Genomic DNA, 18,981 nt, shown 5'->3' with positions numbered 1-18,981 from the left:
GCCGTCGCCGGCCATGACCCGGGTGGCGTCAGCCGTGCGGCTTGAACACGACCTTGGTGCAGTTGTCCTTCTTGTCCCGGAACAGGTCGTACAGCGCCGGGCCCTCCTCAAGGTTCGTCGAGCGGTGGCTGATGATGAAGGAGGGGTCGATGTCGCCGTTCTGTATGCGCTCCAGCAGCGGCTTCATGTACCTCACCATGTGGGTCTGGCCGGTCTTCAGGGTCAGGCCCTTGTTCATCAGGATGCCGAGGGCGACGGGACCGACGGGACCCGCGAACACGCCCGGCATCGAGACGTTTCCGCCGGGCCTGCAGGCGAGGATGGCCTGGTTGAGCGCATAAGGCCGCTCAAGGCTGACCGTGTGCTCCATGATGGCCGAGGTGACCTTCTGCAGCGTGGTGTCCGCCCCGTGGGATTCCATGCCGACCGCCTCGATGACCGAGTCCGGGCCGAGGCCCTTGGTCATCTCCATCAGCGTGTCCTGCACGTTCTCCTTGGACAGGTCGATGGTCTCCGCGCCGGCCTCGCGGGCGAGCGCCAGGCGCTCGGGCACGCTGTCGATGGCGATGACGCGCTTGGCACCGAGCAGGTAGCAGCACTTCACCGCCAGCACGCCAACCGGGCCGCAGCCCCAGATGGCGACGGTGTCCTCAGGACCGATGTCGCAGTGCTCGGCGGCCTGGTAGGCGGTTGGGAAGATGTCGGACAGGAACAGCACCTGCTCGTCGGTGAGGCCCTCGGGCACCACGATGGGCCCGACGTCGGCGTAGGGCACCCGCAGGTACTCGGCCTGGCCGCCCGCGTAGCCGCCGGTGATGTGGGAGAACCCGAACAGGCCGGCGAGCGGGTAGCCGTAGGTCTCGGCCTGGAGCTTGCCGTTCGGGTTGGTGCGCTCGCAGCAGCTCCAGTTGCCCCACTTGCACTGCCGGCACTCGCCGCAGCAGATGGTGAAGGGCACCACGATGCGGTCGCCGACCTTGAGCTTCGCGTTGTCCTTTCCGACCTCGATGACCTCGCCCATGGTTTCGTGGCCGAGGACGTCGCCGCATTCCATGGTGGGCATGAACCCGCCCATGAGGTGCAGGTCCGAACCGCAGATTGCGCAGGCGGTCACCTTGATGATGACGTCGCGCCCGTGCTCGATCTTGGGGTCGGGCACGGTCTCGCAGGTGATCTTGCCCCGGCTCTGCCACGTGAGTGCTTTCATGGTCGGTCGCTTCCGTTCGTTGGGGGTTCGGTTTCGGTCAGTAGTCCGGGCGCGTACCCGGTCAGCGACGGCGCTGCCTGGGTCGCGTGCCGAAGATCACGGCGGCCGTCGCGGCCAGGCCGGCGGCGACCACGCTGGCGGTCGCCAGCGGGTGCAAGGTCGCCCGAGTGTAGGCGCTGGTGCGCACGACGTAGACGGGCGGGTCGCCGCGAACCTCGCCGGCATGCCGCGGCGCATGGAGGGCGCCCTGCGGGTCCCGCGGCTCCTCGGCACGCTTTTGCAAGGCGATGATGGCCGGCGCCAGCTCGTCGTAGGCGCCCGGCGCGAACTCCTTGCCCATCACGAACATCTTGCCGCCGCCGCCCACGAAGATGTCCCGCTGCGGGTGCACGGCGGCGTGCAGGATGGCGTTGGCCACCTCCTCGGGCGGGTAGATCGGCGGCGGCAGCGTCGGCTCGCGGTCCATGTAGTTGCGGGCACGCTGCGGCAGCGGCGTGTCGATGGACGCCGGCTTCACGAGGGTGACCGAGACCGGCGCCCGGTCCGCGATGAGCTCCATGCGCAAGGTGTCGGTGAAACCCTTCACCGCGTGCTTCGAGGTCGCGTAAAGGCCCTGAAACGGGAAGGCGAGGTCGGATGCGATACTGCCGACATTGATCAGCGCGCCACCGCGTTTCCGCAGGTGCTCGACGGCCATCAGAGAGCCATTCACCGTACCCCAGAGGTTGGTCTGGATCAGGCGCTCGTGATCCTTGTAGGCGATCTCGCGCAACGGCCCGTAGACGGTCAGGCCGGCGACGTTGACCCAGGTGTCGAAGCCGCCGAACGTCGCGATTGCTTTGTCGGCGATGGCCTGGACGTCCTCGCGCCGGCCTACGTCGGCGACGACATAGGTTGCGTTCGGGCCGAGCTCGTCGGCGACCCGGGCGAGCACGTCCTGGCTGCGCGCGGCGAGCACCACCCGGGCGCCGCGCTTGGCGGCCATGCGGGCGGTGGACAAGCCGATGCCGCTCGACGCGCCTGTGACGACGATGACCTGCTCGCGCAGCGCCTTATGCGCCATGTCCGGTTCGCTCCTTGTCGACCCTGAACGGGGCCCGGCATGTCTACGCGCCAGACGCCGAAGCGTTGCAGCCCCAGCGCGTTCCGTGCCTTCGGGTCTAGGCCGTGCCGGCCATGACCGGCTCGCGGACGTCGCCATGACGCGCCCCGTCTGAGGGAGCTGGCAGGAGCAGACGGTCGCCGTCCGCCGTCCGGGCCATCTCGTGGTCCGGCGAGGGGAAGTCGAGGCTCCCGTCCGACCGGATGACGAGCAGGCACCGCGCGTCGCGGACCTCTGAGCCGGCTGGCTCGATCACGAACCGCCAGCCGGCGGCGTGTCTCCCTGCCAGGGCCTCGAAGTCGAACCCGTTCGCCAGCACCTCCCCGCGCGAGTCCCGGCTCACGCCGGTCTCCGCGTGCAGGAGGTGGTCCGCGGACGGCGCGAGTTGGTAGACCCGCTCGCGGCCGAGTTCCGGCGCGAGGCGCGTGCAGACCAGTGCGTTGTAGAGCTCGTCCCGGGTCGCCGCGAGCAGCCGGTCCGGCGGTTGGTCGGCAAGCCCTTCCTCGGCCTCACGCGACAGGAGCTCAGCCTGCAGCGTCGGCACCCCGCCAGCCCGGGCCGCGCGTAAGGCCCCGGGATAGGTGTCGACCAGCAGCACCGGCACGCCGGCGCGGTGCAGCGCCAGGGCGAGGTCGCTTGACCAGGGCGAGGCGCCGACGACGGCAAGCCGCTCCGCATCCGCGGCGACCGAGAGCCCGAACCGGCGTGCCAGCGGCGCGAGCGAGAACCCATGGGCGAGCACGGTCGCGACGATGACGGCGAACACCGTTGGCTGGATCAGGTGCCTCCCGCATAGCCCGCCTCGCTGAGCCTGGGGCCGGCGAGGCCGGCGACCGCGGCCGCCACGATGCCGCGCGGGCCGATCCACCCGACGAACAGGCGCTCGCGCCAGGTCAGGTCGCTGCGCCACGTGGCCAGCCAAAGCGCCGCCGGCCGCACCACGAACAGCGTCGTGGCCGTCAACGCGATGACCGGCAGGGAGAGCTTGCCCAGCACCGTGAGGTCGAGGTCGGCGGTGAGGACGACGAAGCGGCAGGAGACCAGGAGGACGACCAGCGCCTCCTTGAAGCGGCGCAATTCTGCGATGCCCGGGACGTGCAGGTTTGCGAGCGCGATGCCGAACACGGTCGCGCCGATCAGCCCGGCCTCGTGCATCAGGAGGTTCGGCACCGCGTAGGCGACGAGCGCCAGCGCCAGCAGGAGCGGCGTCTTCAGGGTCTCCGGGACAAGGTCGCGCCGGAACGCCCAGGCCACGAGGAAGGCCGAGCCGACCCCGAGGACCGCGGCGGCCCCGGCGCCTTCCGCGAGGTGCAGCGCGAGGTCCGTCACGGCCTCCTCGCCCGACCGATGCGGTAGGCCGACCAGGATCTCGATGACGATGGCGGTCAGGATGGCGCCGACCGGGTCGTTGACGATGGCTTCCCACCTCAGGAATGCGGCGGAGCGCCGCTCCAGGCGGGCGTGGCGCAGCAGCGGCAGGATGACGGTCGGGCCGGTCACCACAAGGATGGCCCCGAACACAGCCGACGGCCCCCAGAGCATGCCGCCGACGAGGTGGGCGGCGACCGTGCCCAACACGAAGTTGATGGGCAGGGCGATGGCGGTGAGCCGGAGCACGCCCTCGCCGGCGGCACGCAACTCGCGGAAGTCGAGCGCGAGGCCGCCCTCGAACACCACGATGGCCACGGCCAGGCCGATCAGGGGACGGAGGTTTGGCCCGAACGCCTGGGACGGATGGAGGAGGCCGAGCACCGGCCCGACGAGGAAGCCGAGCCCGAGGAGGAGGACGATGGCCGGAATGCGGAAACGGGAAGCGATGACCTGGGCTGCGATGCCGCCCGCGACGATGCAAAGCACCGCCGTCGCCACACCCTGTTCCATTCGCGAAGCTCCCTTGAGCGCGCCCTGCCGGCTCGGGAAACGTCTCCCGGCGCCGGAGGTCCCTGCCAACGTCGCCTCAGGCCGTACCGGAGGCGGTGGTGTCCGTCGCACGCGGGCGGAACGGGCATCGCCACTCCTCGTCCACGACCCGGCCGCTGTACTGGCGCGCCTCGGACACCTCGCCGTGCCGGGCCAACATCGGGTTCACCGATCCGGCCAGCGCCTCGTCCCGCTGCAGGATGGAGGAGCGCAGCTTCTCGTAGCGCCCGGCCTCGCGCAGCTGCTCGAACTGGGCGTGCAGGTTAAAAACCAGGGCCGGCGACGAGAACCGCCGGGCGGGCCGGCTGGCGTTCGGGTGCAGGCCGACCACGAAGAACGCCTCGCCGGCGAAGCTCAGGGAGAAGTGTGGGCTGTCCGGCTCGGGGGCGACGCGCCCGTCCCAGGGGTGGCCGAGCCAGGCGTCCTTGTCGGCGAGGGACTGCACACGGTTCCAAAGGTGCCGCTCGAATCCTTCCTCGTCCAGGTCGCTCGGCCCCTCGAAGACGACGGCGAAGCTCTGGAACAGGTCCGGTTGTCGGCGGTAGCGCGCCGCGAAGGCCATCAAGGCCGGGTAGATGCGCATGTCGTCCCAGGCCGAGGTGATGTCGCGGGCGACCAGCACCCGCATCTGGCCCTTGGTCAGGGCCGACTTGGCGCCGACGCAGGGGAAGCCGGCGTCGCGGATGAAGGCCCGGAAGGCTTCCGCCTGCGGATGGTTGGTATCGTCTCGGGGCAGTTGCATCGGAACTCGGCACGCAGGTCGCAAAGATGCCCGCGGAACCGGCACGAGGCGCCGCGGCAACAGGCAACGGTCCCGCGCAGGCCGCGTTCCGCGCGGGCTGGGAGGTGTCCTGCCTATCCACAGATGTCAGCCCTCACCGCCCGGGCCGGACGAGCGCCCCGATGAAGTTGCGCATCTCGGCCAGCCTGAGCCGCTCGTCGGTGACCTGCTCGTCCAGGCCGAGGCGCCAGGCGAGGTCGCGCCGGTTTGGCTCGCGGTGCAAGGCATCGACCTGCAGCGCGTAGGCTTCCACGTCGTCCTCGCCCCGTGCGAGCCCGGCCTCGACCAAGCTATCCGCCTGTCAGCGCAGGGCACCGGCCACTTCGTCCAGGCCGATCTCGGGATGGTACTGCCCACCCCAGAACACGCCGCCGTCGAAGCGGATCTCGGCGGCCTGCACGGCAGTGAGGCGATTGCCGGCGAGCAGAGTGGCCCCCGGTGGCAACGCGTCGACCTCGTCGGTGTGGATAGCCGGCGCGTCGAAGGCCGCCGGCCGACCCGCCAGCAGTGGATGTGACCGCCCATCCGCCGTCGGCGTGATCCGCCGCGCGAACCCTGCCTCCAACCTTCTCGCGTTCGGGCGCACGCTGTCGCCGGCGGCGACCTTCGCGACCTGCAGCCCGGCGCAGGAGCCGAAGGCCGGCGTGCCCGAAGCGAACACGCTCCGCATGAAGGCGACCGTTCGCCGGGTCTCCGGCGTCTCCTCATAGAGATGCAGTGGCGAGCCCGTGAGGAACACCGCGTCGTATTCGGCCAAGCTGTCCCCGGGTGGGAGAGCCGCATCGGCGTCGGCCGGCTGGATGCGGTCGCAGGTGGCCCCGGGAGCGAGCCTGCGCAGGATGTCGAGGTAGGTCTCGCCAGAGGAGCGGCCGACGCTCTCGCGACGCTTCTTACGCGCCTCGGGCGTCTCGCTCTCGGCCACCAGGAAGCGCGACGACGATTGGGTTGAATTCACGGCAGCCCAGTTCTCAGTGGCCGCGTGGCAAGCCGAGCCACGGCCGCAGGTCGGCGAGCCGCAGGTCTAGGCGTGCGGCCGCGATGGCGCTCAGGACCTCCCTGGGGGCGCCGGCCGCCTTGGCTTCCACCTCGAAAGCCTGCAACCGCTGGAACAGCGCGACCTCCAGGTTGGGAATGACGGGGATCGGACGGAAGGAGGTCATCACCTTCAGCTCCCGCAGGTAACGGCAACCCTCCTCGTGACCGACCGTCATGGCACCTCCTTGGAACCAAGTCCGCCCTCGTCGCGCGAGGTCATGTCGGACAACACCCGTGGCGGCGAAGGGTTTGCGGAGGCGCGTGCGTCACGCTGTATCTCCTAGGGGCCCAGGCCGGCTTGCCCTCCGCCGCCGAAGGGACATCGAGCCACCCATCCATGCCGGCGTCTCGCCCTTACGCGGGGGAAGCCCATGCGGCGAGCTGGGGTGGTCGGCGTCGGTGCCATCTGCCGGGCCTGCGGCGGTCCGGCTAGCGCGGCCAGGCGTGCGGTGCACCGGCGACGCAGGTTGGCAACCTGAGGCGATGAATACGGTTCTACCGACAGCCTCTTGGGACGGGGCCGTTCGGGAGGGGGCGTTGGAGGTTCGGGACATCGCGACGGCGGGCAAGCCGGACCCAAGGCTCCTGTAGGCCGCCGTCGAAGCCTCCGGCGAGGCCATCGTGATCACCTCGGCCGACCTCGACGAACCGGGACCGCGCATCGAGTACGTGAACCCCGCCTTCACGCGCATGACCGGTTACGGGGCCGAGGAGGTCGTGGGTCTCACGCCGCGTCTTCTGCAGGGGCCCGGAACGGATCGGGCCGTCCTCGACCGCATGCGCGCCGCCCTCGCCGCTGGCGAGCCGTTCCAGGGCGAAGCGGTGAACTACCGCAAGGACGGCTCGACCTACGTCGTCGAGTGGCTGATCACGCCCGTGCGCGAGGGCGACGGGGGCATCTCGCACTGGGTCTCGGCCCAACGCGACATAACCGAGCGGCGCGGCGGCGAGGACCGTCAGGCGCTGATGGTGCGCGAGCTGCACCACCGAGTGAAGAACACCCTCGCCACGGTCCAGGCGGTGGTGAACGCGACCGCCCGCTCCTCGCTCTCCGTCGCCGAGTTCACCCGCGCGTTCTCGGGGCGGATCGGCTCGTTGGCCCGGACCCACGCGCTGATCACCGAGGACCTTGCCCAGGCCGCCTCGTTCGAGGGACTGCTGAGGGCGGAGCTCGACCCCTACGACGAAAGGCGGCGCCTCACCCTGGAGGGCCCCAAGGTCGTGCTGTCGTCCGAGCTCGCCGTGCCGGTCGGCATGGCGTTGCATGAGCTGACCACGAACGCGCTGCGGCACGGCTCGCTGGCCGACCCGAACGGCCGCCTCCAAGTGAACTGGTGGGTCGAGGATGGGCATGCCGGGCGTGCCCTGCGCTGGGACTGGAGCGAGCACGACGGCCCGCCCGACCCGCACCCCACGCGCGAAGGCTTCGGCCACCGGCTCCTCAACAAGGTCCTGGCCACCCAGACGGGTGCCGAGGTGGATGTGGACTTCGCTCCGGATGGCCTGCGGATGTCCGTGCGCATGCCCCTGCCGCCGTCACACCCTTAGGGAGCGTCGGCCTAAACCGGGAGGCTCAACCCTTCCTGCCATCCTTCCCGCTCCGGTCGATCTCCGTGCGGCAGGCTGGCGAGAGGTTCGCCATGTTCTTCCGGAAGCAGGCTTGGACCTCGTCGCCGTCCGGCGGGAGGTCGCCGCAGTACGTGGCGTAGTCGCCGCTGCAGCGCGCCTTCAAGGCCTCCCGGTCCATGGTGAATGCGGACTGCGCCACGACGAGGCTGGAGGTCGCGAGCACGAGGGTTACGAAGGTCCTGTAGGGCATGGGCTCGCGGTCCTGCTGATGCGTGTCATGCTGGGCTCCCCCGACGGCCCAGGTGCCTGGGTGCCCGGCCGCCTCGTCAGGCTGTCCGGGCAACATACGGTTTTTGGGGGCGCCGAAAGGGGTATCCGGCGCCCCCCTGCCGTCAGGCGTGCCTGAGGTCGTCGGGAACCTTGCCGCCGTTCTCGGCGAGCTTCTGGATCACCTGCTTGTGCAGCCAGACGTTCATGGAGGCCGAATCCTCCTTGTCGCCCGTGTAGTGCAGCTCGTCCGCAAGCTGCTTGCGGGCCTGCAGGCTGCTGTCGAGGTCGAGCAGCTTCATGAGGTCGACGATGGAGCGCTTGTAATCGAGCTCCAGGCCCTTCTTCGAGGCAAGGCCGGCGAGCACCTGCCCGACATCGACGTTCGCCTGCCCGGCTCCCGATGGAGCGTCGGCGACCGGGGACGGCGCCCCGCTCATCGAGGGCGCGGCCGCGCTGCTGGCCGAGCCGGTCGGACCGCCCGAACCCTGCGCCGCGGCCGACACGCTCGGCGCCTCCGAGGCGTGCGGGGCCGCCGCCTGGGCGCTCGCGCTGCCGCCGAAGATCTTCGACATGATCGACCCAAAGATGCTCATCCAGTCCTCCAAGATCCTGGCCCCGACTAGGGCCGAGCGGACGACAACGGAACGCCAGTGACCGATGTTCCGCAACTCGTCGCCCGCATCGGAGCATGGTCGACGGGCGGTGGCATATACGCTCATGGTGCCGTCCGCCTCGCCTCGGTCGTGACGGCTCAGGCCGCGACCTGCTCCAGGCTCTCGGCGAGCTGGCTTGCGATCTCGTCGCCCTCGTAGATCTCCGCGACCGCCTGCTTCAGCTTCTGCTCGTCCTCGGAGCGGCCGAGGGCCTTGGCGTAGGCCGCCGCCGAGCCGAAGCCCGCCAAGCCGTAGTGCGACATGCGCTGGTACTGGGCGATGATCTCCACGTCGCGCAGCTTGCCGTCGGTCGGCGCCTCCTGGATGCCGTGCTTCTTCGCCTCGGTCACGAGACCCTCCATACCCTTGCAGTGCTCCGGCTCGGCCTCGCCGCCGTTCTGCCGGATCAGGTCCTTGAGGATGTCGGTGTGCTTCTGGATGCCGCCAACCGAGTGCTCAAGCATCTGCTTGAGCTTGGGGTCGGAGACGTGGCCACCCAACTCCTTGACTGTCCTGATCATCTGGTCGTTGGCGGACCAAAGGTCCTTCATCTCGTCGAGATATACTTCCTTGAGGCTGCTCGGTGCTGACATCGGTGGCTCCCGTTGGCTGCTTCCCTTGCAACACGACCTTGCTCGCGATGTTCCTGGCCGGTTTGCCGCGTCGGGCCGTGCAGATGTGCCTTTCCGGCCGACTTCCGTCGGATGCGCTTGGCCGCGCTTTCCGACCCGGATGCGTGTAGGCTGGCTGGAGACAGAGGAAACCGAACTCGAAATGGCCTGACGGTTCAGGGACGCCATGCTGTCGGCAATAGAGGAGGTGCGTCGACGATGCCCGAACAAGATGCACGGCCTACCCGGCCAAGGATGTCCGGGGATCGCGCCGCAACGTCCGATGAAGCGGACGCGTCAGTCCCGCCGGAGGAAGCCCGAAAGCGGTCGTTGCCCGAGCCCGTTAGCCAGGAGGCGGCAGACCTTCTCGACCAGGTCATGGCCAACGCTCGCGCGACGTACCCAGCGCCATTCGGCATCTAATCCGCGACACCTTCGAGGTTCTTCAGCAGCAGCACGAGGCACATCTCACCAAGGCCGAGGGGAAGGCGGGTCAGCCGGGCTAGGTGGTTGCGGCCCGGGCGCCAACGCCCCTCGTCGACACCGCCGTTAGGCGTCGCGCCTCGGCCTGAGCTCCACAACCTTGCCGGGCCCCTTCGTCTCGGCGGGAGCGCCGAGCACCTCGGCGACCTTGCGGGCGAGCTGCTCGCGCTTGAAGGGCTTGCCGATGAGCTGCACCCCGTCGTCGAGCCGGCCGTGGTGCACGATGGAGTTCTCGGTGTACCCGGACATGAAGAGCACCCGTACCTCCGGCCGGACCGCCCTCACGCGCTCCGAGAGCTCTCGGCCACGCACCTTGCCCGGCAGCACCACGTCGGTGAGCAGCAGGTCGATGGCGGTCGTGTTCTGGCCGAACACCTGCAGCGCCTCCTCGCCGTCGGCCGCCTCCAGTACCCGGTAGCCGAGGTCGGCGAGGATGGCACAGGCGATCTCGCGCACCGCCGCCTCGTCCTCCACCACCAGCACCGTACCCGTGCCGCGCGGCAGGTCGATGGGCGCGCCCGTCCGTTGCGACGGTGTGGCCGCCCCGACCGCGCGCGGCAGGTAGAGCTTCACCGTGGTGCCCTCGCCGGGCTCCGAGTAGATCTTCACGTGGCCGCCCGACTGCTTGACGAAGCCGAACACCATCGCGAGGCCGAGCCCCGTGCCCTTGCCGTCGGGCTTGGTCGTGAAGAACGGCTCGAACACGCGCGCGACCACATCCGTCGTCATGCCGTGGCCGGTGTCGGACACCGCCACCATGGCGTAGTCGCCGGGCACAACCTCCGCATGGTGCCGCGCGTACTCCTCGTCGAGCACCTTGTTACCGAGCTCGATGGTGAGACGGCCGCCGCCCGGCATCGCGTCGCGCGCGTTGAGCGCCAGGTTCAGGACGGCGCTCTCCAGCTGCGCGGGGTCGGCCATGGCCGGCCATAGGCCGGCGGTCTCGACGTAGCGCACCTCGATGTGCTCGCCCAGGGTGCGGCGCAGGAGCGGCACCAGGTCCGGCATGGTCGCGGCCAGGTCGATGGCGGCGGGTGCCAGCGGTTGCTTGCGGGCGAAGGCAAGAAGCTGCGCGGTCAGCGTCGCCCCACGCTGGGCCGCCCAGGCCGCTCGCTCGATCCGCTGCTGCAGCTTGGCGTCGCCTTCGAGCTTGGCTCGTACGAACTCCAGGTTCCCGAGGATGACCTGCAGCAGGTTGTTGAAGTCGTGCGCGATGCCTCCGGTGAGCTGCCCGATGGCCTGCATCTTTTGGGCCTCGCGCAGCACGCCCTCGGCCTGGGCGCGCTTGGTCATGTCTGAGATGGTCAGCACGAATCCGCCGTCCGGCATCGGCGTACGGCGGATCTCAAGGTGGTGGCCGTCCGCGCGTTCGCGCTCGTAGGTGACGGCCTCACGCGGGTTCCGGATGCCGTGCCGGATCTGGTCCTCGGTCTCAAGCGCTGGGCGGCCCGGCTCAGCCGAGTGCTCGACGAAGGCGGCGTAGGTCGTGCTTGGCCGGAGCATCGCCTTCGGCAGGTCGAGCAGCACCTGGAAGCACGCGTTCCAGCTCGCGAGCTTGCGGTCCGGGCCGAACACGGCGACGCCCTGGCTGAGGCTGTCCAGCGTGGTGCGCAGGCGGAGCGCCAGGTCGCGTTGCTCGGCCTCGGTCCTGAAGGAGCGCGACCATGCCTGGTTCAGGAGCCGCGCAGCCCAGAGCAGGGTCAGGACCGCGAGCGCCGAACCGCCGATGACGAGCCAGCGCACCCACCGGGCGCGGGCGTCGTTCTGGGCGAGGCGCACGTCGAGCAGCCGCTGCTCGTCGCCGAGCATGGCGGCGAGCACGTTCTCCGCCTCGCGCATGTCGTTGCGGCCGGTGTCGGTGTTGACGATGCGCAGGGCCGTCTCCAGCCCGGAATCCCGACGGGCCTGCACGGTCTGGGCGAGCTCCTCCAACTTGTGCTGCAGGAGCGGCGCCAGCGCACGCAGGCGCTCCTGCTGGGCGCCGTTGTCGGCGGTCAGCTTCTGGAGTTCGCCCTGGAGCAGGCTGATGCGGTCGCGCGCGGCGTTGTAGGGTCCGAGGTACTCGTCCCGGCCGGTGAGAAGGTAGCCGCGCTGGCCGCGCTCGGCGTCGCGCAGGGCGATGGCGAGGTCCTTGGTGGTTCCGAGCACGCGGTAACTGTGCTGGGACCACTCGCGGGCGACGCGCGACTCGTTCAGGCGCTCCCAGGTCAGCACGCCGACCAGGGCGAGGATGACAACGAGCACACCGAAGACCAGCAGGTTGGCGCGCGCGACGAGGTAGCGTGTCATCGTATCCAGCGCAGCAAGTGAAGGTGTCTCGTGGCTCGGTCGCCGGGAACGAAGGTCCCTTGCGCGCTCGCGTCCCGCCGGACGCGGCATGGCATGCGATTGCGGGATCGTTGAGGCTGCCCCCAGCTCCGGACCATCATGCCACGGCCTCGTCCCGCCGCTCCTGCATGGAGGCGAGCGGCGCCTCAAGGCGGCAGACGATACCGGTCGGCGCGTAGGTCAAACGGACCTCGCCGCCGATCTCGGCCGCAAAGCTGCGCTCGATCAGGCGCGAACCGAAGCCGCGGCGAACCGGCGGGCTCAGGATGGGTGGGCCGCCCTGCTCGGACCACGTCAGGCAGAAGCGGGGCCCGTCGCCCGCGTGCACCACGAGCCAGCGCAGGTCGACCATGCCGCCCTCGTTCGAGAGGGCTCCGTACTTGGCGGCGTTGGTCGCGAGCTCGTGCAGCGCCAGCGCCAGCGAGAGCGCGGCCTTGGCGGAGAGGAGCACGTTGGGCCCGCTGATGCGGATGCGCGAGGCTTCGGCCTGGCGGTGCACCGAGAGCGCGCCCTCGGCCACCTCGCCGATGGGCGCCTCGGTCCAGTTCGCCTGTGTCAGGATGTCGTGAGCGCGCCCGAGGGATATCAGGCGCGCAGCGAACGCTTCCCGCATCTCGTTGACGTCGTTGGCTCCTCGCAGGGTCTGGCTTGCGATGGCCTGCACCAGAGCGAGCGTGTTCTTGACCCGGTGCTGCAGCTCGCCGGCGAGAAGGCGCTGGCGCTCCTCGGCCCGCTTCCGCTCGGTGATGTCGAACATGGCGCCGATCATGCGCACCGCCCGACCGCCTTCGCCCCGGATGACGTAGCCGCGGTCCAGGATGTCGGCGTAGGAGCCGTCGGCACGCAGGAAGCGGTACTCGTCGGTCCAGACCGTGCCGGTGCCGTCGATGACGGCATGGATGGTGGCGTGGATGCGGGCGCGGTCCTCGGGATGGATATGGCCGATCCACCAGTCGCCGGTGGGTTCCACGTCCTCGGGCCGGTGGCAGTGGGCGGTCTGGAGCGCCTCGTTCCAGAGCAAGTGGTTGGCGGCGAGGTTCCAGTCCCAGATCGCATCGTTGGTCGCGCGCGAGACAAGCCGGTAGCGCTCCTCGGTCTCGCGCAGGACCTGCTCGGCCCGCCGGCCCTCGGTAACGTCGCGCGCGAAGCCGATGAGGTGCACCGGCCGACCGTCGTCGAACAGGGTCTGGCCCTTCGCGGACACCCAGCGCTCGGTCCCGTCCTCCGGGGCTACCGTGCGGTACGTGACGTCGTAGACGCCGTCGCCGTCCGGGTCGACTGCGGCGCGCACCGCCTCGTCCGCCCTTGCCAAGTCGTCCGGGTGCACGCGGGCCAAGTGCACGTTCAGGTCGACCGGGGCGTCCGGCGGCAAGCCATAGAAGGAGAGGATGCGGGCGTCCCACTTCAACTCGTCCGCGACCAAGTCGTAGTCGAACACGCCGGTGCCGGTCGCATCGACGGCGAGCCGCAGCTGCTCGCGTGCCTGCCGCAGGTCGTCCTCGGCCTGCCGGCGGTCATGGATGTCGATGGCGATGCCGATCCAGCTCTCGACCCGACCGCCCTCGCCGCGAACGGGTTTGCCGCGCGCGAGGAACCAGCGGTACGCACCGTCGGAGGCTCGGCGAAACGGGATCTCGACCTCGTAGGGTCCCTGCGTGGCGACCGCCTGCTTCCACACGCCGAGCACCTGCTCACGGTGCTCCGGATGGATCACGCCAGCCCAGCCGTCGCCGCCGGTGTCGCCCGGGGTGAGGCCGGTGTACGCGTACCAGGTCGGGTTGCAGTAGGTGATGTCGCCGGCGGCGTTGCCGAACCAGACCACCTGTGGGCTGACCTCGACGAGCGAGCGGAAGCGCAGCTCGCTCGCGCTGCGCTCCGCCGCTTCCGCGCGCTGCCTTGTGCGGTCACGCAGGATCTTGACGAAACCCTGGACCGTGCCGTCCGCGCCCTTCAGCGGCATGAGCTCTCCGTTGGCCCAGAACCGCTCGCCGCCCTTGCGCAGGTGCCAACGCTCGTCGGGCGCGAAGCCCTCCTTCAGCGCCAGCTCCATCTCGATCTCGGGTTGACCCGCCTCGCGGTCCTCGGGGGTGAAGAACACGTGAGCCGGGTCGCCCAGCATCTCCTCCTCGCGCCAGCCGAGGACGCGCTCGGCGCCGGCGCTCCAGCGGGTGACCCGCCCGCTCCGGTTCATGGCGATGATGACGTAGTCCGTCGCGCTGTCGAGGATACGCTCCTGCAGCTCCTTCTGGATCTGCTGGGCGCGGGCGTTCCGGCGCGCCTCCAACAGTGCCATGGTCTGGCGGGCAAGGCGCCGCAGGCCGGCCTGCTGCCGCTCCGTAAGTTCGCGCGGCCGGGTGTCGAGCACGCAGACCGTACCGACCGGATGCCCGTCTTCAGTCTTGAGCAGGGCGCCGGCGTAGAAGCGCAGGCCGGGCTCGCCTGTCACCAGGGGGTTGCAGGCGAAGCGCGGGTCCCGGGCTGCGTCCGGCACGTAGAGGAAATCGCTCTGCAGGATGGCTTGCCGGCAGAACGAGGTCTCAAGCGGTGTCTCGCGCACCCCGAGTCCCACCTCGGCCTTGAAGAACTGCCGCCCGTCGCCGATGAAGTTCACCACCGCGATGGCCGTGCCGCAGATCTCGGCCGCCAGGTCGGCGACGTCGTCGAACTCCCGTTCGCGAGGCGTGTCGAGGATGTCGTAGCCGGCGAGCGCCTGCAGGCGCGCGAACTCGTTCGTCGTTTGGCTGGGCTGCCCCATGGCGTGGTCACGTCCGGGGACCGTATTCTGTTCCATCCGCGCGGCGCCCTCTCAGACGGCCTGGCACATCGGCTTCTCACCCACTGGCGCGGGTCTCAGGGACACCAGCGTACCGGAGGCGTTGTAGACGGCACCCAGCACGGTCTCGAAGTGGCGCTTGACCCCGCCGTGGCACTCGCAGGCGGTCTCCTCGACCGCTGGGCGGCTCAGGATGATGATGCGCCCGCGCCGGGCCTGGATCAGCCCTTGCTGCTGCAGGGTCCGCAGCGTCCGCGTCAGGTAGGAGCGTTGCACGCCCAGGAGTTCGGCCAGCACCTCGTGGGTGACCGGCAGGACGTCGCTGCCGAGACGGTCCTGCAAACCCAGCAACCACCGAGCGCAGCGCGCCTCGATGGTGTGGCTGGCGTTGCAGGCCACCGACTGGAGCACCTGGGCAAGCAGGCAGTCGGAGTAGCGGGTGATCAGGTTACGCAGGCCCGGGGACGTCTGCTTGATCTGCTGCAGCACCGGCGCCTCGATGCGCAGCACCGAGCCGGGAATCTGGACGACGGCCCGGCTAAAGGCCGGCAGGGAGCCCTGGCTGACGACGCCGCCGACCGCCCCCTCGCGCCCGACCGTGGCCGTCTCGACGGCGCGTCCGTCGCTGAGCCCGATGAGGAGGGCGGCCACGCACTGACCGAGCGGGAAGGTGATGTGGCCGACGTCATCGCCTGCGTCGAACAGCGCCTCGCCGCGTCGGTACTCCCTCAGTTCCAGGTGCGGCCGAAGCAGCGCCTGGTCGGGCAAGCGCAAGGCGCCGAGGAGGAGGTTGCCGCTGAGCAGGTCGTTGACGTCTGAGGGCATGGATCAGCGGCGGAGCGTCGTACCGGGTTGGCCTGGACCTATCCTTACAGCGACGCTCGATTCGCTGTCAGTTCACAAGTGCACAAAAGGGCGGAAAACCGGCATTTCTCATCGGCTTGGCGCGGGCCGTCGGATGCGCGCGTTAACACATGCAACCATCGGCGGCTGAAGGGTTTCTAGGTTCGTATTGACCGGTCTCTCAAGCCCCGCGACGCGATGCCCCGCTACTTCCTCGATTTCCAGGACGGTGAACTGTGGCTGCGGGACGATGAAGGCCAGGACTACGAGAGCCTGCAGGCCGCGCGCGACGCAGCGATTGCGGCGTTGCCGGACATCGGCCGGGAGGCGCCGCCCCCGGACGGCAAGCGAGGGTTCGTGGCCTACGTCCGTGACGAGGCGGGCGCGCAGCTCTGCACCATTCGGCTAAACCTTGCCGCCGAGTGCGATCCCAAGGGCCAGACCCGGGACCGATAAGGCGGGAGCCACGCACGGCCGGTCCCGCTTCGCGGACACGCCGTAGGTCACCCCTAAGGCCGAGCGACGGGTACGCAGACCACAAGACCTAGGGCAGTAAGCCCATCACGCTGGCCGCCCTTTGCCTGCGGGACCATCTGGACCGTTCGGGACCTCCACTCGGGGAACTGCCACGCGCTTTCGAGGACATCGTCGGCGTTTGCCTCAGGCCTGCCCGCGATGGGCCCCGACGAGACGAAGCACTGGAGCCCTCAGGTTGCCTTTCTCGCTGCCGGGGGCACAGCGGGTTTGGTTGCGGCCCGCCGCCTTCGCCTCGTACAACGCCGCGTCGGCCGCCCGGTACAGCGCTTCCGCCCGCTCGCTCGCTGAGCCATGGCCTGTCGTGAGGCCGATGCTCACCGTCACAGCGCCCGCCGCGATGCCTGCCGAGGGCACCGAGACCGTCGCGACCTCCTCGTGCACCTTGCTGGCGATGCGCATGGCGCCGTCCTGGTCGGTGTCGGGCAACAGGATCGCGAACTCCTCCCCGCCGACGCGCGCAACGAGGTCGTCCGGCCGGTGCACGCCGGCGGAAAGGCATTGGGCGAGCCCCTTCAGTACCTCGTCGCCCACCGCGTGGCCGTAGCGGTCGTTGTAGCGCTTGAAGTGGTCCGCATCGACGACGAGCAGCGAGAGCGGCTTGCCGGTGCGTCGCGCGCGGTCCCAGGCCGCCTCGAACGCCTCCTCGAAGCGGCGCCGGTTCGGCAGTCCCGTCAGCGCGTCGGTGAGCGACAACCGGGCAAGTTCGGCCTGCATGGCGGCACGGTGGCGGAGCTCGCGTCCGAACAGGAGGGACAGCACGACGGTGAGGCCGCACAGAACGAGCACGACGGTCCCGATCACGACGGCCTTCGCCCGCCACCCGGCCTCGACCTCGTCGACGGCGAGCGCCACGTTCAGGATCAGGGGGAGGTCGCCAACCTGGCTGAACGTGTAGAGGCGCCGGACGCCGTCGCGGACGGAGGTCTCGACGAACTTCCCGGCGCCCTCCCGCGCGAATCGGTCGAAGGTCCGGGACCCGGCGATGTTCACGCCGACGTCGGCCTCAAGGTAGGGGTGGCGGGTGATGCGCGTGCCGTCGCGCAGGTAGAGGTTGATCGCGCCCTCTTGCCCAAGGCCGATCTGGTCGAAGAGGCGGGCGAAGTAGGTGAGTTTTAGGCTGCCCAGGACCAACCCGCCGAATGAGCCGTCGGGCTTGTCGATGCGCCGGCTGAAGTTGACCATGCGCTCGCCGGTCAGGCGCGAGACGATGGGGCGGCCGACGTACAGGCCGAGATGCCCGTTGGCCTTGTGCGCCTGGAAGTAGTCGCGGTCGGCGTAGTTGCCCTTGCGCGGTGGCGAGGCCGCCGCGTCCTCGACGACGTCGCCGTTCTCGTCAAGGACGAACATGACCCCCAGGTCGCGCGCGCCCGTGGCCCGGTCGAACAGCACGAGCTGGCGCATGTCCGGGTCGAGCTTGGCGAGACCCGGCATCCGCATGTTGTCCTGCATGGCCCGGAGAGTGAGGTCGATGACCTCGACGTTCCGGGCGATGTCGCGCTCGATGACCTGGAGCAAGTTCCTCGATGTCTGCTCGGCCTTGTCCCAGGCGTCCTGGCGCAGGTCGAGCAGCATCAGTCCCGACACCATTAGCATGCCGAGCGGCGCGAGCACGCCCAACCCGATCCAGGTATGGGTGGAGCGGAGCAGGCGCGCGAGGCGTGAAGGCAGGACCATCAGCGGCTCTCCCGAGCTTCGTCGTCGTTGCTTGGTTGATAAGACGCGAGACGCTGACGGGTGCTTTCCGTCGAATCCGTTCCTGGCCCTTTAACTCCGTCGTGGCTAACGAAGGGTACCTGCGATGCGGAGGATCCTTCCGAGCGGACCGCGGCATTCCCGAGGGCCCTGCGTAGCCGTCCGACGGCACCGCACCCGCGCTTGGTGCGTTACAGGATCCGCCGACCATACCGGAGCCCTTATGTTGAACCCCTTCTGTGCCGCGTTCCTGCTCGCCGTCGAGGCGCAGCGGGTCATCGAGCTGCGGCTGGTCCGGATCGCCTGGGGCGGGGCGGAGGCCCAGGCCGAGATGGTCTCGATGGTCGGCGAGAAGGTCGTGGCCGCGATGGAGGCCGCCAACACGTTGCTGGCGGGCGGATCGCACGACGAGGTCGTCGCCCGTTACCGGGAGTTGGTCGCCGCCAACACCCGCCGCCTGACGACCTGAGCCGAGGAGCCGCGCGTCATGGCCAAGCCGGTCGAATGCCGCATCGTCGGCATGCCTGACGGCCGGTTCGCGGTCATCGCGGTGCTCGCCTCCGGCAAGGTCTTCCGCCACGCGGGCTTGACGTCGTTGGCCGAGGCCGAGGAGAGCGTCGGCATGCTGCGCGACCTCATGGCCGCCTGCGGCGCGCCCGTCGTCGTGGAGGTCTCCAACCGGCTCGGCACACAAGTCGGGGTGAGGGTGGACCAAGCCGTCGGGAGTGGTGGGACCTTAGGGCTGGGTCCGCCTTGGCTCTCGTGGAACGGGACCCCGAACAGGATCCGTCGCGCCTCGTTGGCCACGACGAAAGCGCACCCGCGCGGCTCGTCCCCGGCGCGCAGGAGCTCGGCCGTCAGCCCCGGGATGGCGGCGCACGCCTCAAGGTAGGCAGCCTCGGCGTTCGCGAGTTCGAGCCCGGCCTCGTCGGCTTCCAGGCGCCCGCGGGCGCACACGTCGAAGAAGAAGACCGGCATGGGGCACTCGCCTTTGCGGCTCCCCGGAAGGCAAACCCCATCCGCGAGCGTCGGGTCCCACCGCAGCGGGACCAGACGCTCGCGGATGGGGAGGCCACCTGGGCGCCGGCAGGCCTTGCCTGCCGGCGCGGGGTCCCCGAACCGTACCTCGACGCGTCCGGGGGCGCCTTGTTCGTCCCGGCTGGCGCGAACGTTCCCC

At 69.8% G+C, this 18,981-nt stretch carries 19 protein-coding genes and 1 pseudogene; 4 read left to right on the top strand and 16 right to left on the bottom strand.

All coding sequences use genetic code 11. From position 1 onward, the window contains the following. Nucleotides 1-28 precede the first annotated feature (28 nt). The 8 genes from MFF26_RS04010 to MFF26_RS03975 all read right to left on the bottom strand — a co-directional run bounded on the left by MFF26_RS04010 (nt 29) and on the right by MFF26_RS03975 (nt 6,221). On the bottom strand, nt 29-1,207 hold the full coding sequence (locus MFF26_RS04010) for a zinc-dependent alcohol dehydrogenase (protein WP_012452115.1): 1,179 nt from the start codon (nt 1,205-1,207) through the stop codon (nt 29-31). 61 nt (nt 1,208-1,268) lie between these two features. Beyond that, nucleotides 1,269-2,270: an SDR family oxidoreductase gene (locus tag MFF26_RS04005; protein ID WP_238307527.1), complete on the bottom strand. Its 1,002-nt coding sequence runs from the start codon at nt 2,268-2,270 to the stop codon at nt 1,269-1,271. 97 nt (nt 2,271-2,367) lie between these two features. Further along, nucleotides 2,368-3,075: a cation:proton antiporter gene (locus tag MFF26_RS04000; RefSeq protein WP_238307526.1), complete on the bottom strand. Its 708-nt coding sequence runs from the start codon at nt 3,073-3,075 to the stop codon at nt 2,368-2,370. An 11-nt stretch (nt 3,076-3,086) separates the two neighbouring features. Then, nucleotides 3,087-4,190, bottom strand: a complete 1,104-nt coding sequence (locus MFF26_RS03995) for a cation:proton antiporter (RefSeq protein WP_238307524.1) — start codon at nt 4,188-4,190, stop codon at nt 3,087-3,089. 76 nt (nt 4,191-4,266) lie between these two features. Further along, complete coding sequence (gene gntA / locus MFF26_RS03990; RefSeq protein ID WP_238231192.1) at nt 4,267-4,971, bottom strand: guanitoxin biosynthesis heme-dependent pre-guanitoxin N-hydroxylase GntA; 705 nt, start codon at nt 4,969-4,971, stop codon at nt 4,267-4,269. Between the two features lie 133 nt (nt 4,972-5,104). Further along, entirely contained in the window at nt 5,105-5,263 is a 159-nt protein-coding gene (locus MFF26_RS03985; RefSeq protein WP_238307523.1) for a hypothetical protein, read from the bottom strand. A gap of 48 nt (nt 5,264-5,311) precedes the next feature. Then, on the bottom strand, nt 5,312-5,965 hold the full coding sequence (locus MFF26_RS03980) for a type 1 glutamine amidotransferase (RefSeq protein WP_238307522.1): 654 nt from the start codon (nt 5,963-5,965) through the stop codon (nt 5,312-5,314). A 13-nt stretch (nt 5,966-5,978) separates the two neighbouring features. Continuing rightward, a complete protein-coding gene (locus MFF26_RS03975; RefSeq protein ID WP_012452119.1) occupies nt 5,979-6,221 on the bottom strand; it encodes a hypothetical protein in 243 nt (80 codons plus the stop codon). A gap of 427 nt (nt 6,222-6,648) precedes the next feature. On the opposite strand from MFF26_RS03975, the pseudogene MFF26_RS26435 reads away from it, so the two are divergent. Next, a pseudogene (locus MFF26_RS26435) lies at nt 6,649-6,975 on the top strand (PAS domain-containing protein); the annotation flags it as partial. 36 nt (nt 6,976-7,011) lie between these two features. After that, nucleotides 7,012-7,593, top strand: a complete 582-nt coding sequence (locus MFF26_RS26430; protein WP_283207392.1) for a sensor histidine kinase — start codon at nt 7,012-7,014, stop codon at nt 7,591-7,593. A gap of 25 nt (nt 7,594-7,618) precedes the next feature. Here MFF26_RS26430 and MFF26_RS03965 read toward each other — a convergent pair whose 3' ends face one another. The 6 genes from MFF26_RS03965 to MFF26_RS03940 all read right to left on the bottom strand — a co-directional run bounded on the left by MFF26_RS03965 (nt 7,619) and on the right by MFF26_RS03940 (nt 15,557). Continuing rightward, nucleotides 7,619-7,864, bottom strand: coding sequence for a hypothetical protein (locus MFF26_RS03965; RefSeq protein WP_012452121.1), 246 nt, complete (start codon nt 7,862-7,864; stop codon nt 7,619-7,621). Between the two features lie 142 nt (nt 7,865-8,006). Next, nucleotides 8,007-8,477, bottom strand: coding sequence for a DUF3597 domain-containing protein (locus tag MFF26_RS03960; protein ID WP_238307520.1), 471 nt, complete (start codon nt 8,475-8,477; stop codon nt 8,007-8,009). 158 nt (nt 8,478-8,635) lie between these two features. Further along, nucleotides 8,636-9,130, bottom strand: a complete 495-nt coding sequence (locus MFF26_RS03955) for a YciE/YciF ferroxidase family protein (protein ID WP_012452123.1) — start codon at nt 9,128-9,130, stop codon at nt 8,636-8,638. 567 nt (nt 9,131-9,697) lie between these two features. Then, nucleotides 9,698-11,920 carry a CHASE3 domain-containing protein gene (locus MFF26_RS03950; protein ID WP_238307519.1) on the bottom strand — a complete coding sequence of 741 codons (2,223 nt, stop codon included), beginning with the start codon at nt 11,918-11,920 and terminating at the stop codon, nt 9,698-9,700. A gap of 136 nt (nt 11,921-12,056) precedes the next feature. Beyond that, on the bottom strand, nt 12,057-14,714 hold the full coding sequence (locus MFF26_RS03945; RefSeq protein ID WP_238307518.1) for a PAS domain-containing protein: 2,658 nt from the start codon (nt 14,712-14,714) through the stop codon (nt 12,057-12,059). A gap of 51 nt (nt 14,715-14,765) precedes the next feature. Then, nucleotides 14,766-15,557: a Crp/Fnr family transcriptional regulator gene (locus MFF26_RS03940; RefSeq protein WP_238307517.1), complete on the bottom strand. Its 792-nt coding sequence runs from the start codon at nt 15,555-15,557 to the stop codon at nt 14,766-14,768. Between the two features lie 216 nt (nt 15,558-15,773). Between MFF26_RS03940 and MFF26_RS03935 the strand changes: the two genes are divergently transcribed. Further along, on the top strand, nt 15,774-16,031 hold the full coding sequence (locus MFF26_RS03935) for a DUF6894 family protein (protein WP_238307516.1): 258 nt from the start codon (nt 15,774-15,776) through the stop codon (nt 16,029-16,031). A 204-nt stretch (nt 16,032-16,235) separates the two neighbouring features. Here MFF26_RS03935 and MFF26_RS03930 read toward each other — a convergent pair whose 3' ends face one another. Next, on the bottom strand, nt 16,236-17,786 hold the full coding sequence (locus tag MFF26_RS03930) for a sensor domain-containing diguanylate cyclase (RefSeq protein ID WP_238307515.1): 1,551 nt from the start codon (nt 17,784-17,786) through the stop codon (nt 16,236-16,238). 241 nt (nt 17,787-18,027) lie between these two features. On the opposite strand from MFF26_RS03930, the gene MFF26_RS03925 reads away from it, so the two are divergent. Next, a complete protein-coding gene (locus MFF26_RS03925) occupies nt 18,028-18,273 on the top strand; it encodes a hypothetical protein (RefSeq protein WP_012452129.1) in 246 nt (81 codons plus the stop codon). Here MFF26_RS03925 and MFF26_RS03920 read toward each other — a convergent pair. After that, the gene (locus MFF26_RS03920; protein ID WP_238307514.1) at nt 18,228-18,782 is read right to left on the bottom strand and encodes a DUF6894 family protein; all 555 of its coding nucleotides are present in this window, start codon (nt 18,780-18,782) and stop codon (nt 18,228-18,230) included. The genes MFF26_RS03925 and MFF26_RS03920 overlap by 46 nt on opposite strands. Between the last annotated feature and the right edge of the window lie 199 nt (nt 18,783-18,981).

It is taken from the genome of Methylorubrum suomiense, assembly GCF_022179765.1.
In the GTDB taxonomy this organism is placed as follows: Bacteria; Pseudomonadota; Alphaproteobacteria; order Rhizobiales; family Beijerinckiaceae; genus Methylobacterium; species Methylobacterium suomiense.
The sequence above is the reverse complement of the archived record's forward strand: the minus strand, read 5'-3'. Positions and strand labels throughout refer to the sequence as shown.

Bases quoted from the DNA above. Each gene is read 5' to 3' on its own strand.
- MFF26_RS04010 (WP_012452115.1), bottom strand. From the start codon at position 1,207: ATGAAAGCACTCACGTGGCAGAGCCGGGGCAAGATCACCTGCGAGACC.
- MFF26_RS04005 (WP_238307527.1), bottom strand. From the start codon at position 2,270: ATGGCGCATAAGGCGCTGCGCGAGCAGGTCATCGTCGTCACAGGCGCG.
- MFF26_RS03995 (WP_238307524.1), bottom strand. From the start codon at position 4,190: ATGGAACAGGGTGTGGCGACGGCGGTGCTTTGCATCGTCGCGGGCGGC.
- gntA (WP_238231192.1), bottom strand. From the start codon at position 4,971: ATGCAACTGCCCCGAGACGATACCAACCATCCGCAGGCGGAAGCCTTC.
- MFF26_RS03975 (WP_012452119.1), bottom strand. From the start codon at position 6,221: ATGACGGTCGGTCACGAGGAGGGTTGCCGTTACCTGCGGGAGCTGAAG.
- MFF26_RS26430 (WP_283207392.1), top strand. From the start codon at position 7,012: ATGGTGCGCGAGCTGCACCACCGAGTGAAGAACACCCTCGCCACGGTC.
- MFF26_RS03965 (WP_012452121.1), bottom strand. From the start codon at position 7,864: ATGCCCTACAGGACCTTCGTAACCCTCGTGCTCGCGACCTCCAGCCTC.
- MFF26_RS03960 (WP_238307520.1), bottom strand. From the start codon at position 8,477: ATGAGCATCTTTGGGTCGATCATGTCGAAGATCTTCGGCGGCAGCGCG.
- MFF26_RS03955 (WP_012452123.1), bottom strand. From the start codon at position 9,130: ATGTCAGCACCGAGCAGCCTCAAGGAAGTATATCTCGACGAGATGAAG.
- MFF26_RS03950 (WP_238307519.1), bottom strand. From the start codon at position 11,920: ATGACACGCTACCTCGTCGCGCGCGCCAACCTGCTGGTCTTCGGTGTG.
- MFF26_RS03945 (WP_238307518.1), bottom strand. From the start codon at position 14,714: ATGGGGCAGCCCAGCCAAACGACGAACGAGTTCGCGCGCCTGCAGGCG.
- MFF26_RS03940 (WP_238307517.1), bottom strand. From the start codon at position 15,557: ATGCCCTCAGACGTCAACGACCTGCTCAGCGGCAACCTCCTCCTCGGC.
- MFF26_RS03935 (WP_238307516.1), top strand. From the start codon at position 15,774: ATGCCCCGCTACTTCCTCGATTTCCAGGACGGTGAACTGTGGCTGCGG.
- MFF26_RS03930 (WP_238307515.1), bottom strand. From the start codon at position 17,786: ATGGTCCTGCCTTCACGCCTCGCGCGCCTGCTCCGCTCCACCCATACC.
- MFF26_RS03925 (WP_012452129.1), top strand. From the start codon at position 18,028: ATGTTGAACCCCTTCTGTGCCGCGTTCCTGCTCGCCGTCGAGGCGCAG.
- MFF26_RS03920 (WP_238307514.1), bottom strand. From the start codon at position 18,782: ATGCCGGTCTTCTTCTTCGACGTGTGCGCCCGCGGGCGCCTGGAAGCC.